Genomic DNA, 14716 nt, shown 5'->3' on the forward strand with positions numbered 1-14716 from the left:
CTTCAGCGCCACGCCAATGCAAGGCGGACCGCGTCGCTGACCAGCCCCCAACGCGAGCGCGCCTTGATGAAGGCCGCCGTGGTCGCCTTTTCCTTCTCGATCTTCGGCGTGCCGTCGACACGCATGAAGTTCTGCGCGGCTTGCGACATCAACCGCGGGTAAGTTGTGAAGTAATTGCAGGAATTGGTGTGGAGCAAGGCCGGCATATCTTTGTATTTCTTTAGGTCCTTGACCACGAAGGACTTGTCCAGCATGGCTTTGTAAAGAGCGAGATTTCGTTTGGTCATAGGAGCGTTGCGGCTGTTGACCTCGATGATTGCCTCAGCCGCGATGCGGCCGGAGGTCATGGCGAGGTTCGAACCCTCGCGGTGAATGGCGTTGTTCAGTTGCGCGGCATCGCCGACCACGACCCAACCATCGCCAAACAGCTGCGGAATAGCCTTGTAGCCGCCTTCGGGAATGAGGTGTGCGGAATATTCTTTCACTTCCGAGCCGGCGATCAGCGGCCGGATCGAAGGATGGCTCTTTAAGGCATCAAGGAGAACGTAGGGGCTCTCGACCATCGCGGCAAAATCGGAGACGAGGCAGCCAATGCCCAGTGAGATCGACTCCTTGTTGGTGTAGAGGAAGCCGAGCCCGGCCATGCTGCGGGAGGTCGTGCCCACCGCCTCGATCACGCAGCCTTCATCGCCCTTGACGCCGAACCGCTGCTCAATGACCTCTTCGGGCAGGAAATGCATTTCCTTAACGGCGAGCGCCACGGTTTGCGGCTTCGGCATCTGGCGCAGGCCGGCTCGCGTGCCAAGCAGTCCGCAGACACCTTCTGCGAGAACGACCACGTCCGCGTAGATGGCTCCGCCGGCCCGATCTGTGCGGACGCCGACCACCCTGTCCTTGGCGTCACGGATGAGCTCCGTCACGGTCGTCTCGCACAGAACCGTCGCGCCTGCCTCGCGCACCTTACGCGAAAACCATTTGTCGAACTGGGCACGGATGATTGTGTATCGGTTGGGCTTGGCCTCATTGAAGTCGTCCGACCGATAGTGAATCCCGGTATGGGATGTGTCGTCCATCACCCAAAGCCGCTGTTCAACCAAATGCCGCTCGAGAGGCGCATCGTCCCTGAAATCCGGGATGATCTTCTCCAGCATGTTCGCGTACATGATGGCACCTTGGACATTCTTGGAGCCCGGATATTCACCGCGCTCCAACTGCAGCACCTTTAGGCCATGGCTGGCCATGGTGTAAGCAGCTGCGTTTCCGGACATGCCTGCCCCAACAACAATGGCGTCGAAGTTTTCCTCGATCATGTCCGTCCCTTAGCTCGCAAGCTTATCGCGACTGTGGGGCGACAGCCGCCGGGTGAAGGCTTCCGTCAGTGCGGGCAGGAAGCGGATCGCGTCGGTGACGATTCCGAGGTGAGCGAAATCGAAAATCGGCGCGTTCGGGTCGGTGTTGATGGCCACGATGAGATCCGCCCCCTCGACGCCAACCCGATGCTGGACGGCGCCGGAAATCCCGGCCGCTATGTAAAGCTTCGGCCGGATGGTCTTGCCAGTCTGGCCGATCTGCCGATCAGCTGGCATCCAGCTCTTCTGGACCAACGGGCGCGAACAGCCATGCTCGGCGCCGATTGCTCGCGCGAGGTTCTTCACAAGCTGCAGGTTCTCCGCCGCGCCAAGACCAAGGCCTCCCGCAACCACGACGTCGGCATAGGCAAGGTTTGCCTTTGCCGACTGATTGTCCGGCAGGAAGCCGAGGACTTTGGTAGCGATCTCGTCCTCGGCAAGCGAGAGCTTGTGCCGGATGACACGCCCGACCGGTTTATCCGTCCGCTGCGGCATGGGCATGACCCTTGGCCGCACTGTCGCCATCTGAGGGCGGAAATTGAGCGTATAGATCGTGCACAACAAGGAACCGCCGAAAGTCGGACGCGTGGCGGCGAGCGAACTGTCGGTATCCACATCGAGTTCGGTGCAGTCGGCCGTGAGCCCTGTCTGCAAGGTCGTCGCCACGGAGCCGGCAAGATCCCTGCCGAGTGTGGTGGCACCGAGAAGAAGGATTTCGGGTTTGTGGGTATCGACCAGATCCGTCATTGCCTTGGTGAAAGGCTCGTTCCGATAGTCGGCGAGCAGGGGCGCCTCGGCGATGTAGATAAGGTCAGCACCATAGGCGAATGCTTCGGCAACGGCGTTCCCGACGGCCTCTCCCGGCGGTCCGAGCACGACGCCTGCAAGCTGGACCTGAAGCTTGTCTGCTAATTTGCGGCCTTCGCCGAGCAGCTCGAATGATACGGGGTGGACCTGGCCGCGTTCGAGCTCGATGAAGACCCAGACGTGCCGGTAGTCCTTGAAATGGGCGGGCAGCTCCTTCTTTATGCCGGCGCGGCCGGCGGCAGGGCGAGGGGTTTCTCGGTTCGCGGTCGACATCGTTTTGCTCCTTGCCGTCACGCGCCGCCGTTGAAGGCGAGCTCATGTTCCAGCGCCGGCTGGCGGGTGAAGATTGCGGTGATGAGTTCGTCAGCGACATCGCGCAAGGCCTTCTCGGCGGTGTCGATTAGTGCCGCCTTGTCAGCTCGAGCAGGAGGGGCGAAAACACGCTTGACGACCGTCGGTGAGCCGCGCAGGCCGCATTTGGTGAGATCCTCAATGCCGGCGTCGGCCGCGCTCCATTTCAAGACCTGGCTGCGCGCGGCGCACAAGGCGTCGTGGATCGAGCCCCGGCGGATCTCGTTTGTGCCTTCTAGCATGGTGATGAGACAAGGCAGCCTGCTCTTCAGCATCTGTGTGCCGCCTTCGGAGCGGCGCTCGACCTTGATCTCGCCTGCAGCAAGGTCAATAGAGGGGATCTTCGCGACATAGGTCAGTTGCAGGAGTCCGAGGCGCTTGGCGATGCCGGGCCCGACCTGAGCGGTGTCGCCATCGATCGTCTGCTTGCCGGTGAAGACGAGGTCTGGCGTGCCAAACGTCTCGCCGACCTTCGCGATTGCCTGGGAAAGGGCGAACGAGGTCGCCAGCGTGTCGGAGCCGGCAAAATAGCGGTCGGTCAAGAGCACCGCTCGGTCGGCGCCGTAGCCGAGCGCCTTGCGCAGCGCGTCCTCTGCCATGGGCGGACCCATGGTGAGCACAGTGACTTGCCCGCCATAGGCATCGCGCAGTCTGAGCGCTTCTTCGAGGGCGAACAGGTCGTAAGGGTTGATGATGGTCGGAACACCCTGGCGCATGATTGTGTTCGTCACCGGATGGACCCTTATCTGTGCCGAGTCCGGCACCTGCTTGATGCAGATTACGATGTGCATTGGCGGTTTCTCTAGGCTCCTGTCCGGGTGTGGGCATTGCGGTTATCTCCTTGATCCGCATAATTCGTGCCAAGTCTCTTGCGCTGCCCCCTTCCTACAACTTCGGCTGGTTGCTTCTGACGGCGCTGTGGTGATGACCGGATTTGTCGGCTGCTCGACATTGTCGCGTCGCAACCCTTGTCGCCGCTCATTCCCGTCCGAACCGCTTCAGTACCGAGTCGAACGGGACAAAGGTGTGACCCGGCGCGGCAGGTTTGTTCGGATCGTGGTCTTTGAGCACCTTGAAGACCCGATGCGTGAGCGGCGAGGAAATCGCAAAGTCCTCGTAAGCGCGTTCGAGCGTCGCGCGCACCCTCGCGGCAATCACCTGGTCGGGCAGACCGGAGAAATCTTCTTCGGCAAGGTATTGGCCCACGCGCTTCATTATATGGAGCCGCGAGACATTCAGCACCTTGGGGTCATAGGAGACGCCAAGGACTGAGAAGAACTCCTCCGCGGCCGACAGGCGCTTCAGTCGTGCGAGGATGTCTGTGACATCGATGGGGCGGCTGTCAGCGGAACAATTCATTGCATTCTCCCTGGTCGCAAAACTGTGGCCTTTGCGCGCGCGCGCACGGCTGACCTGGACCCGCACAGCTCGAAGAGGGACGCCTCGCTGCACATTTTATCGTAGAGCTCGACCAGTTGAGTTGCAGTGAGCGTCGATTTGGTCTCGGCCGCCTCGCGCCGGACGCGGGCCACCATCGCGGCTGCCAGATCCGGGTCGAGATCGCGACCGCTTTCGCTCAGCACATGAGCAATCGCAGAGGCGCCGGAATGCTTGCCGATGACGATCCGCCGGCAACGGCCCACGAGAGCCGGATCAAGCCCCTGATAAGTACGCGAGTCCTTCAGCAGCCCTGCGACGTGAATGCCGGATTCGTGGGTGAAAACATCGGCGCCGACGACCGGCTTAGTGGCCGCGGTCTGCCGGCGGGCGGCCCAAGCCACCTGGGCGGCGAGGCTGGGCAATGCGGTCAGCTCGATGCCGGTATCTGCGCCGCCGAAGACCGCCATCGCGGCGGCCACCTCTTCCAGCGCGGCATTGCCCGCACGCTCGCCGAGCCCCAGGACGGTGACGGAGGCATGGCGCGCGCCTGCGCGGATCGCGGCTAGCGTGTTGGCGCCAGCAAGTCCGAGATCGTTGTGCGCATGAAATTCAAGGTCGATTGGAGACTGCACCACCAGCTGGGCGACAAGTTCGAAGGTTGAAAACGGGTCGAGAACACCGACTGTGTCGGCCAGCCTCACGCGGCTTGCGCCGGCGCGTGCGGCCGTCTCGATGACGCGGGCGAGATGATCCCGATTGGCCCGCGAGGCATCCTCGCACCCCACCGCGACGAAGAAGCCGGCGGCGGCGGCGCGCCTGACCATATCATCGATGACCTGGAGCGCTCCCGCCTTGTCGAGGCCGAGCTTGGCGGCAAGTTGGATGTCCGACGCAGGCAGCGACAAATTGACCGCTTGGACCCCGCTCTCGATCGCTGCATCGAGATCCAACGACGTCATCCGGCACCAGGCCATGAGCCGAACCGGAAGACGCCGCGCGACCACGGCGCGAATTGTTTCGATCTCGTCGACGCCCATGACCGGCGTGCCGATCTCGATCTCTGTCACGCCGGCCGCCGCAAGAGCCTCAGCGATCTCCAGCTTTTCCGTCGTGGTAAAGGCGACGCCCGGCGCCTGCTCGCCATCGCGCAACGTCGTATCGTTGAGAGAGACATGACGGGTCATGACCGGTAGCCTGTTCTTCTGCCGCTCACGCATAGACCGGATTACCCGGCCCAGAACCGAAAAAGCTGCGCAGCTTCCCCACGATTGCCGGCATGACCTCGAGCACCCGGTCGATATCCTCTTCGCTGTTGTCCCGCGCCAAGGAGAAGCGGACTGCCGCGTGCGGCGTTTTCATCGCGCTTAGGACATGGCTTGGTTCCAGAGAGCCGGAGGTGCAGGCCGAGCCAGAGGAACACGCGATGCCAATGCGGCTGAGGAGAAGTGGAATTCCATCACTGTCGACATGTTCGAAGGAGATGTTTGCGGTGTTGGGCAACCGTTCCAGGGGATCACCCGTGACACAGGTGCCTGGGATGCGCTGGAGGATCCCGCCCTCCAGACGATCGCGGAGCGACTTTACCCGTGTGGTCTCGTCGTCCATGAACTTCAAGGCGAGTTCGGCCGCCGTGCCGAGCCCGGCTATGCCGGGCGTATTCTCGGTGCCAGCACGCCGGTTGTGTTCTTGGTGACCCCCCTTGATCAGCGAATGGAAGTTGACGCCACGTTTTACGAAAAGCGCACCGATCCCTTTCGGCCCGTGCAGCTTGTGGCCGGAGAGCGACAGCATGTCGATTGAGGTCGACTTCAGGTCCATCGGAAGCTTGCCGACCGCCTGTACAGCATCGGTATGGAATAGGGCGCCCACTTCCTTGGCCAACTCGGCAAGCCTGGCCACGGGGAAGATCACACCAGTCTCGTTGTTCGCCCACATTATGGAAACGATTGCCACCTGTGGGGTGAGGGCGGCCATATAGGCGTCGAGGTCGAGCCGGCCACGGCAATCCACCGGGATCCTGTGCACCTTTACGCGGCGGGTCTTCTCAAGATGCGCGCAAAGCGTCAGCACGGCGGGATGCTCGACCGCGGACGTAACGATCTCGGTTCGGTTGGGCGCCGCCTCGAGCGCTGAAAGAAGCGCTGCATTGTCGCTTTCTGTCCCACCCGAGGTGAAGGTGATCTCATCGTCGAACTCCGCGCCGATCAGCGCTTGCAACTGCCTCCGCGCCTTTCTCACCGCCGCACTGACTGAGGCGCCAAGAGCGTGCGCCGACGAAGGGTTGGCGAATTGATCCCTAAAGAGCGGCAACATCGCTTGCAGGACCGCAGGATCGACCCGTGTGGTTGCGTTGTTGTCGAGGTAGACAGGCTTCATAGGTGCGATCCTCAGTTGACCAGAATGACGCGGCGCGGACCGAGTCGTTGAGCCTCTGGCGCATGCCGTTGATGATAATGGGCCTGAACTGGCAGCCCGCGCAGACGCCCGGAGTGTTTGACGCAGACCGGATCTCCGTCGAGATGGACATGTTCGCAGTGGCCGCCGTCAGCCGTAAGGACGCCCGAACGCGATAACGTTATCGATGAGCCGAATTTGGCACAGCAGCGCGATCTGTCCGCAAGCAGCTCGGGTGACACCAGGACCCGAGCTGTTTCGGGAGGCGGCGTTCTTTGCACCCTACCGGAAGCGAATGGCGGTCCCGAGATCCGTTTTCCTTGGTCTTTAGGACGGGGACATCTGTCGTGCCGGCCATATAAGTCTCCTCTGCCGCAAAATGAGTCCGACGGCCGCATAGGCGCTTCGGGCGTTTAACTGAAGGACTTGCCGCAGCCGCACTTCTCGCGCGCATTGGGGTTATCGAAGACAAAGCCGGAAGATTCGAGCCCGGTGAGGAAGTCAACGGTCATGCCGGCGACATGTGGTTGGGAACCCGCGTCCACGAACAGCTTGATCCCATTTGTGCCAGTGATCGCGTCGCCCTCGCGCGACACGCTCTCCAGGCCCATTAAGTATTTGAAGCCGGCGCAGCCGCCGGCCTCGACCATGATGCGAAAACCTTCCGCCGGCTCGCTGGCGCGGGAAAGAGCAGTCTTGAAGGCAGCAACAGCGTTGTCGGTGAGCGTAATCATGGCTCCATTCTCCTCAGTCCGGGACCTGCTTGCGCATCACGTCGCATGCACCGTGCCAAAGCGAAAAAACGTTTCAACACAGCGGGGCATCTCTGACACTGCCGTGCTTCTTGTGAGTGCATTGCAGCGAAGGTGTCGGCAAACCGACACGTACTGTCGGTTTGTCCGGTCCCGCCACCAGGGATGTTGGGCCTGAGTTCCCGGTTGAACTCACATCACCAAGTACAGAACTTCTTCTGAGCTTGCTTCGGCGCAGTTGGCACGGTTTTTGAAGCTCCGTTTGGCGAGACGGCAAGAGCATGCCGATCCACAACCATGCCGTGGGTGCCCGCGCGATGGATGGGGCGAAGCAGGGGAGCAACATGTCAGGACCGGGTCAGACACGCGTTGTTTGGCAAAGCAGCGCCGCCCGTGGCATCCGAATGCCCGCTTGGCCGATTGCGACAACACCCACACTCGCTCACCCACCGCCCAGTAGCGGCCGACCGGCTCGATGGATGCCATTGGCATGTGCCTGCCGCCGGTTTTCGCACGGGTGCGACGCCGTGCGCACGCTGTCCAGACACCTTGTTCATGGGCCAGCAGCAGATCAGGATCGAGCATTTCGGCGCGCCTCATCGGCTGAAGATTCCCGGGCAGGGCAGATGATCCTCACACGTCGGTAGAAACAGAGGTAAGCATGGACCAACGCGAGAAACCGTCGCCGGACGAAATCCGGCGGGCGTGCAAAGACAATCCGAAGATCCGGGAGCATGATCTCGCCGCTCGATTGGGCATTTCGGAAGTCGAGTTGGTCGCGGCGCATTGTGGTCATGGCGCGGTGCGCATCGAGCCGCGCGTTGATGATCTGCTGACCGGCCTCGAAGCGGTCGGCGAGGTGATGGCAGTCACCAGCAACGATAGTGCCGTGCACCAAAAGATCGGCGTGTACGGCAAAGTGGTCACCGGCAACCAGCATGCCATATTGCTCGGCGACGGGATCAACCTGCGCATCTTCCCGAAAGCGTGGGCGTATGGCTTCGCCGTCGAGAAGCGCGAGGGAGCCGAGATCCGCCGCAGCCTGCAATTCTTTGATGCCACCGGCGAGGCGATGCACAAAGCTCATCTCAGGCCCGCCTCGAACCTGCAGGCCTATCAGGATCTGACGGCAGAGCTTGTATCCTCCGATCAGGAGCCGATCATATTGCTCGAGGCGAGCGGGGCGCGCGATAACACGGTGAGTCCAGACCACGCCGCCACGGTCGACGACCTACGCGAGCACTGGGGCCGGCTAAGCGACGTGCATCAGTTCTACCATATGTTGAAGACACTGAAGCTCAGCCGCTGCCAGGCTATGCGTACGGCCGACGAGGATAACGCCTGGCTGCTCGACAATGATGCCGTTGGCGCCCTGTTCCAACAGGCGGCCGAAGACGAGATGCCGATCATGTGCTTTGTCGGCAATCGTGGTTGCATCCAGATCCATTCCGGCCCGATCAAGTCGGTCAAGCAGATCGGGCCGCGGATCAATGTGCTCGACGAGACCTTCCATCTGCATCTGAGGACCCATCGCATCCGCGAGGTCTGGGCCGTGCGCAAGCCGACGAGGGACGGTCACGTCACGTCCATTGAAGCCTATGGCGCGGACGGCAAGATGATCATCCAGTTCTTCGGCAGGCGCAAGGAAGGCGAACGCGAGGGCAGCGACTGGCGGTTTCTGGCCGAGAGTCTGCCATGTGTTCCCGGTCCGGATGTGGAGAGTGCCGACAGGCCCTCGGATTGAACCGGCCGCCATAGGACTCGGCAGCACGTTCCGACAGCGGCTCGCGAGGAATTTAGCTCCATGTGCGGAAAGGCTTGCCTCCATAAGCGCATACGGACGGTTGGGTGTGCACGCCGGAACAGACCGCATCGATACAGTCAAGCTCGTCGCGGCCGGACTGCTGCGCACGAGTGCATCGCCGTCTGACCGAAAATCCTTGCAGCGCCTGCGAGCGATAAAACGCATACGCCATCATCGCCGAACCGAAGCGCGGCTCGATCTTGTTGATATTCCCGATCAAACGCCGTCGGGTCTTGTCGGATCGCACCCGATCCTTGCGCTGGATCGCATCGTTGCTCAATCCGGGCCGTGCGAGGCGATCTCCTCGCTCGTCGACCGGAAGGCTGTGCAGCAGCAGCCAGGCCGAACAGCCCGATGTCGCGGACTCGACAAAACCGACCACGGATGTCGGTTGTCGGACGTTGTCCTAAGAATGATGGACAGGTGATCATCAACTTAGCGGCGGCGGCCCAGTTCAGGCTGGCGTCGCTTGGTACAGGCCAGGGGCACGCCTATCCGGCACGCGACTTGCTTTGACAATTTGGCCAGCGGGGTGTCAGCAGTGCGTCACGATCTCAGAGGTGATTGATCGCCTCTCAACCCTAACGGGATAAGCGGCGGCTTTGCTTCTGACGGCAGCGCGGCGGAGATGCCCTTCTGATTGACTTCGCAACCGATCTCATCGCGCTGGCAGTGGGCTGATCGGGCGACAGATCTCGAACGCGCCCGACCCGAGACGCACCCATACGGAAATCGATTTTATCAACAGCGGTGCAATCTCAATCGAGCCATGAACGCCAATGTAGAGAAAGCAAGATGGCGACCAACCCCGTTCCAGATCATGTCCCGCCCGAAATGGTGAGGGATTTCAGCCTGTTTACATCGCCAGGGATGCCACCAACACTCAACGGGGATCCACACGCAGCTGTCGCTCGCGTACATGACGGGCCTCCGATCTTTTACTCCCGCTACAACACGCAAGATGGCCGGGGTACCTGGGTCATCACCCGTGCCGCGGACCAGCGGAAGGTGCTGCAGGACGCAGAGACTTTTTCCAGCCATCGCAGCATCTTCTCCTCCATACTGGGTGAAAACTGGCCGACGATCCCGCTTGAGCTCGATCCACCGGCCCATGGCGTCTTTCGCTCACTGCTCAATCCGCTGCTTTCGCCAAAGCGGGTGTTGGCTTTGGAACCGGCTGTCCGCGAACGGGCGGTCGAGCTGATCGAAAGGATCGCCGCGTCGGGCACAAGCTGCGACGTGATGAAGGATTTTGCCTTTCCTTTCGCGGTGAGCACCTTTCTTCGCTTTCTGGGGTTGCCCGATGACCGACTCGATACATTCGTCGGCTGGGGGAAAGATCTGCTCCACGGCGACGATAAGGAACGACCCGTGGCTGCCCGGACGATCGTGGCATTCATCGACGAACTTGCAGCCATGCGCCGCCAGGAGGCGGTTGACGATTTCATGACCTTTATCGTGCAGGCACAGGTCGAGGGCCGCCGGCTGACGGACACCCAAGTCCGCGGCATCGGCGTGCTTGTCTTCGTCGCTGGGCTCGACACGGTCGCAGCAGCTATAGGCTTTGACTTGGCGTACCTCGCGCGCAACCTCAAAGATCAGCAATTGCTGCGGAGCGAACCGGACCGCATCCCGCTCGCAACCGAAGAATTGCTGCGGGCCTATCCGCCCATTCAGTTGATCCGCGTGGCCACGAAAGATATCGACTTCGAAGGCGCGCCGATCCGGAAGGGGGACTATGTTTCCTGCGCCACGATGATTGCCAATCGTGACCCGGCGGAATTCGAATGCCCCAACACGATCGATTTGGAGCGGGAGGACAACCGCCACGCAGCGTTTGGCTATGGTCCCCACCGTTGCCTTGGCTCACACCTTGCCCGGCGGGAGATTGTCATTGGCCTGGAGGAGTGGCTGGCGCGCGTCCAGGCTTTCAGGATCAAGCAGGGTACGGCGCCGATAACTTCTGGCGGCCATGTGTTCGGGATCGAAAATTTGATCCTGGACTGGTCTTAGGCCCGCCCCGAGCCGGGGCACAGACAATGGAGGCAGTGCCATGCGCATCATCGTCCAAAAGGCCAAATGCCAGGGCCACGCGCGATGCGCGGCGCAAGCGCCTGACATCTTCAAACTCGATGATGACGGTTACATCCTGCTTGGTGACATTGAAGTTGCGGAAGGGGAGGAACTGCCTGCATCACGAGGCGTGCGATCCTGTCCTGAACGTGCGCTGGAACTCACCCGCTGCGCGCTTTGAGGACTCATTCAACCGAGAGTCTGGCGGGCTTGAAGCATGTGGCCGCACTCAGCACGCGACCTCTGTCCCGCACGGTTCACGTCCAACTCTGCAGGGGCATTTCCGGCGCCTGTGTTCCCCGTGAGGCGCAAACGGCAGAGCCCGCGGTTCGCGAAACGCCTCCTTCCAATCAAAGAATTTGCGACAGAGCCGAGTGGACCAGACGAAATTGCCGAACTACTCGACCGCGAGGCAATCCGCGACTGCGTACACCCGAAGAACTGCCCGACCCATGTTGCGGCAGGCCGGGTCTCTGCATGAATTGATAGGACGAAACCAGGAGAACGCACCATATTTGCCCAACATTATGCCCGGCTCAGCACCGGCCAATGGCCGCACATTGAGCTGGAGAGGAGGTTCGACCAGCATGTGCTTGCCTGTGTGCTTTCACGTGCGCTCGAGGAGATCGAGGCCGGCGAGGCAACGGCGACGGAGGCAACCGGACTTTCGCGCGCGGAGCTGCGCGATGTCCTGGTCCGCTGTTTCCCTGCTTTTCCTATCAACGCGTTTGCCTTGAAAGAGGTGAGCGAGCCCGAGCCGGATCTGGAAGAAGAACTTCTGAATGGACTGCTGCTGGCGCATGCCCGACATGGCGACCCGGCGAGCGCCCGCTTCGCCAAGATCATCGCCCGGCGTGCCATGCGCAATGACCACCTCTGGCAGGACCTTGGCCTTTTCAATCGAACCGACCTCGGCCGCCTGCTCGCCTGGCATTTTCCGACGCTGGCGGCCGGCAACACCCAAAACATGAAATGGAAAAAATACTTTTATCGCAAGCTCTGCGAGGCCGAAGGCTTTTCGCTGTGCAGCTCCCCCAGTTGCCGGGACTGCAATGATTTCGAAAGCTGCTTCGGCCCGGAGGAAGGCGAAAGCCGCCTCACACGGATTAACAACGGCATCGCCTCGGATTGAGAACCGCTTTCGTTACAGCCGCCGCGCTCGCGCCGCGCCATATGTCTCTTGTCGAATGTCGACTGACGCCTTCGAGGATTGAATGCTGTGCCTGCTGTCCGATTACTCGCCATGCTCGCTTCGGCGGGCGCCGCCATGATGGCGGTGCAGGATGCGACCCGCACCATCGCCGCCGAGCAACTGGTGTTCTCCGGGCCGTTGCTGCTCGCCTGCCTGGCGGTTGCGGCGGCTACACGGCCGCGGTTCACCGCCGTGATTGTTCGCGGTGCACAGTTTCGCCTCGATCACGCAATGAGGCCTGATCACTGGAGCCTCGTCCGGCGCAATCCCGCTACCGGGGCCAGATATTTGGTGACCTTTGGTGAGTCTTGGTGTATTCTTGTGCCGAAGCACTTGGGGGTATACGCGATATGAAAAAGGACGAGCCGCGGCTCACAGTCACGGTCGAGCCTAAGATCTATGAGGGCTTATTAGATGTCACCGACCGACGACACCCGCGGCTGACGAAACGCTACGTGATCGAACTCGCACTCACCCGACTCTTCGAGGACGTGAACCGCGGGCAATTACAACTTGGCTTGGAGGTGCAGAGTGGCCGACGCAATTGACGCGCCGGATCTCCCGGTGATCTCGCTTTTCTCAGGGGCTATGGGGTTGGACCTTGGCCTGGAGAGGGCTGGCTTCCGTGTGGCTGTGGCTCTGGAGTGCAACCCCTATGCGGTAGCAACGATCCGGAAGAACCGGCCGGATCTGCCGCTGATCGACCGTCCTATCGAGGGCGTGTCGACAGAGGAGATCCTAGAGGTAGCCGGCCTAAGGCCGGGTGACCCTGTTGTGGTTGCGGGCGGCCCTTCGTGTCAGGTTTTTAGCACGGCCGGAGCACGCGGCTCGCTCGCTGATCCTCGCGGGGAGCTCTTCGAGCATTTCGTCCGGGTGGTGCGCGAGAGCCAGCCGCGGTTCTTCGTCATGGAGAACGTTCGCGGGCTTCTGTCGGCAGCCGCCCGGCACCGGCCGCTGAGCAAGCGTGGTCCGGGACACCCGCCCCTTGCACCTGACGAAGAGCTCGGTTCGGCATTCCAGGTCGTCGTGGAGCACCTGCGAGATTTGAAATACTACACTGTCTTCGACATCCTGAACTCCGCGGACTACGGGACTCCCCAGACGCGGCAACGTCTCCTGTTGCTGGGGAGCCGCGACGGTGAAGCCCTCAAGATGCCGGTGCCGACGCATATGCGGGACGGTGCGGAAGGCAAATCCCGATGGCGCACTTTACGGGATGCCGTAGGCGGCCTCACGGATCCGCTTCCAGAATTCTACACGTTCTCCCCGGCCAGGGAGAAGTTCCTGAAACAGGTGCCTGAGGGCGGCAACTGGCGCGACCTGCCACATGAGGTGCGCAAAGAGGCGCTCGGTCGCGCGTTCGACTCATGGGGCGGTCGGTCTGGCTTCTTCCGCCGCCTTGCCTGGGATCGACCGAGTCCGGCTCTAACGACCCGTCCCGATAGCAAAGCGACGAGCCTCTGTCACCCGACCGAGCTGCGTCCGCTGAGTGTACGTGAGTATGCTCGTGTCCAGGAGTTCCCCGACGACTGGATATTCGCCGGCCCAGTTCGCAAAAAATATGAGCAAGTCGGTAACGCTGTCCCACTCGGCCTCGGCGAGGCAGCCGGCCGTGCACTCCGCAACATCATGTCTATGCCTTCGGTTGCCGGACGGTTTGGGCACGTCGAGTGTTTCAACCTCGACCTGTTGACAAAGCTCATGAAGCGTCCTCGGACAATCGTGAACCCACCGCGTATGCGGAACGATACCGAGACAGAGACGATCACTGGCTGGTACAAAGAACCAGGCCGGCTGCGGCGAGATGCGCTTGCATACGCGGCGCCTGAGATCGAAGATGAACTCCGCGCGCTTATGCGCCTGCCCGCAGTCGCGGAGGTCCCTGAGCTGTACGAGGAGCCGACGAACTGTGACGGAGAAAGCGCGGCGGGTGACTGGCCTGCTGAAGGCGAGGTACCGCTCGCCGCGGCTGAATAACAAAGACGACGCTCTCGACGAGCTCTTTTTTATCCTCTTGTCCCAGATGACGACAGGACCGAGCTATGAGCGTGTCTACAACCGGTTGAAGGCAGCTGTGCCTAACTGGTCGCAACTGCTGAAAATGGATCTGACTGTCCTAAAAGCGCTCATCGGAGATGCCGGTCTCGCCAACCAGAAAGCGCCACGTATGGTGGCTATTGCCAACCAACTCGCCCGAGACTTTGGCGAGGTCACACTCGAACCCCTCCGACGGATGACGGACAGAGACGCAGAGACTTTCCTCACGACGCTGCCCGGCGTCGGACTGAAGACCGCGAAGTGCGTGCTCATGTACAGCCTCGGTCGCGAGCTGCTCCCGGTCGATACGCACGTTGCTCGCGTGTCCCGCCGACTGATGCTTGTTGGAGATGCTCCGAGCCGGCTTTTCGTCGCTAATCTGGAAGCAGCGGTGCCGCCGGACTGTCGGTACGACTACCACGTAAATGTACTCCAGCATGGTCGAGAGCTGTGCCGACCCATGCGTCCCAAGTGCCCAGAGTGTCCCCTTTGGGCACTATGTCCCTCAGCGGGATACTCCCAGCGCCAAAGCAATGCGGGTTGACAAGTTGCTGGTCGCACCATGCCATCCCATGCG

At 61.4% G+C, this 14716-nt stretch carries 16 protein-coding genes; 8 read left to right on the forward strand and 8 right to left on the reverse strand.

Annotated features, from left to right (window positions below; all coding sequences use genetic code 11):
* Positions 1-2 precede the first annotated feature (2 nt).
* From NKK51_RS17855 to NKK51_RS17885, 7 genes are all read right to left on the reverse strand, one after another.
* On the reverse strand, positions 3-1310 hold the full coding sequence (locus NKK51_RS17855) for an FAD-binding protein (protein WP_023784677.1): 1308 nt from the start codon (positions 1308-1310) through the stop codon (positions 3-5).
* 9 nt (positions 1311-1319) lie between these two features.
* Entirely contained in the window at positions 1320-2429 is a 1110-nt protein-coding gene (locus NKK51_RS17860) for an electron transfer flavoprotein subunit alpha/FixB family protein (RefSeq protein WP_352554115.1), read from the reverse strand.
* A 17-nt stretch (positions 2430-2446) separates the two neighbouring features.
* Positions 2447-3298, reverse strand: a complete 852-nt coding sequence (locus NKK51_RS17865) for an electron transfer flavoprotein subunit beta/FixA family protein (protein WP_352554116.1) — start codon at positions 3296-3298, stop codon at positions 2447-2449.
* 187 nt (positions 3299-3485) lie between these two features.
* On the reverse strand, positions 3486-3866 hold the full coding sequence (nifW, locus tag NKK51_RS17870) for a nitrogenase stabilizing/protective protein NifW (protein ID WP_023736300.1): 381 nt from the start codon (positions 3864-3866) through the stop codon (positions 3486-3488).
* Entirely contained in the window at positions 3863-5071 is a 1209-nt protein-coding gene (gene nifV / locus NKK51_RS17875) for a homocitrate synthase (RefSeq protein WP_352554117.1), read from the reverse strand. The genes nifW and nifV overlap by 4 nt, the downstream gene beginning before the upstream one ends.
* A gap of 25 nt (positions 5072-5096) precedes the next feature.
* A complete protein-coding gene (gene nifS / locus NKK51_RS17880; RefSeq protein WP_352554118.1) occupies positions 5097-6263 on the reverse strand; it encodes a cysteine desulfurase NifS in 1167 nt (388 codons plus the stop codon).
* A 431-nt stretch (positions 6264-6694) separates the two neighbouring features.
* On the reverse strand, positions 6695-7015 hold the full coding sequence (locus NKK51_RS17885; protein ID WP_023766895.1) for a HesB/IscA family protein: 321 nt from the start codon (positions 7013-7015) through the stop codon (positions 6695-6697).
* A gap of 679 nt (positions 7016-7694) precedes the next feature.
* Between NKK51_RS17885 and NKK51_RS17890 the strand changes: the two genes are divergently transcribed.
* Entirely contained in the window at positions 7695-8777 is a 1083-nt protein-coding gene (locus NKK51_RS17890; RefSeq protein ID WP_023813704.1) for a hemin-degrading factor, read from the forward strand.
* Positions 8778-8829: 52 nt separating this feature from the next.
* Here the strand turns inward: NKK51_RS17890 and NKK51_RS17895 are convergent, their stop codons facing one another.
* Positions 8830-9219, reverse strand: a complete 390-nt coding sequence (locus NKK51_RS17895; protein WP_023813703.1) for a hypothetical protein — start codon at positions 9217-9219, stop codon at positions 8830-8832.
* A 413-nt stretch (positions 9220-9632) separates the two neighbouring features.
* On the opposite strand from NKK51_RS17895, the gene NKK51_RS17900 reads away from it, so the two are divergent.
* The 7 genes from NKK51_RS17900 (at position 9633) to NKK51_RS17930 (ending at position 14683) form a co-directional block, all read left to right on the forward strand.
* The gene (locus NKK51_RS17900) at positions 9633-10850 is read left to right on the forward strand and encodes a cytochrome P450 (protein WP_352554119.1); all 1218 of its coding nucleotides are present in this window, start codon (positions 9633-9635) and stop codon (positions 10848-10850) included.
* A 40-nt stretch (positions 10851-10890) separates the two neighbouring features.
* A complete protein-coding gene (locus NKK51_RS17905; RefSeq protein ID WP_023770879.1) occupies positions 10891-11091 on the forward strand; it encodes a ferredoxin in 201 nt (66 codons plus the stop codon).
* 330 nt (positions 11092-11421) lie between these two features.
* Positions 11422-12042 carry a nitrogen fixation protein NifQ gene (locus NKK51_RS17910; protein WP_352554148.1) on the forward strand — a complete coding sequence of 207 codons (621 nt, stop codon included), beginning with the start codon at positions 11422-11424 and terminating at the stop codon, positions 12040-12042.
* Positions 12043-12153: 111 nt separating this feature from the next.
* Positions 12154-12456, forward strand: coding sequence for a hypothetical protein (locus NKK51_RS17915; protein WP_352554120.1), 303 nt, complete (start codon positions 12154-12156; stop codon positions 12454-12456).
* Positions 12453-12650, forward strand: coding sequence for a hypothetical protein (locus NKK51_RS17920; protein WP_023766888.1), 198 nt, complete (start codon positions 12453-12455; stop codon positions 12648-12650). The genes NKK51_RS17915 and NKK51_RS17920 overlap by 4 nt, the downstream gene beginning before the upstream one ends.
* Positions 12634-14079 carry a DNA cytosine methyltransferase gene (locus tag NKK51_RS17925; RefSeq protein ID WP_352554121.1) on the forward strand — a complete coding sequence of 482 codons (1446 nt, stop codon included), beginning with the start codon at positions 12634-12636 and terminating at the stop codon, positions 14077-14079. The genes NKK51_RS17920 and NKK51_RS17925 overlap by 17 nt, the downstream gene beginning before the upstream one ends.
* Positions 14080-14125: 46 nt before the next feature.
* Positions 14126-14683, forward strand: a complete 558-nt coding sequence (locus tag NKK51_RS17930; protein WP_350314092.1) for an endonuclease III domain-containing protein — start codon at positions 14126-14128, stop codon at positions 14681-14683.
* Positions 14684-14716 lie beyond the last annotated feature (33 nt).

The sequence above is a fragment of the Mesorhizobium sp. M0011 genome, from assembly GCF_040324155.1.
GTDB lineage: Bacteria > Pseudomonadota > Alphaproteobacteria > Rhizobiales > Rhizobiaceae > Mesorhizobium.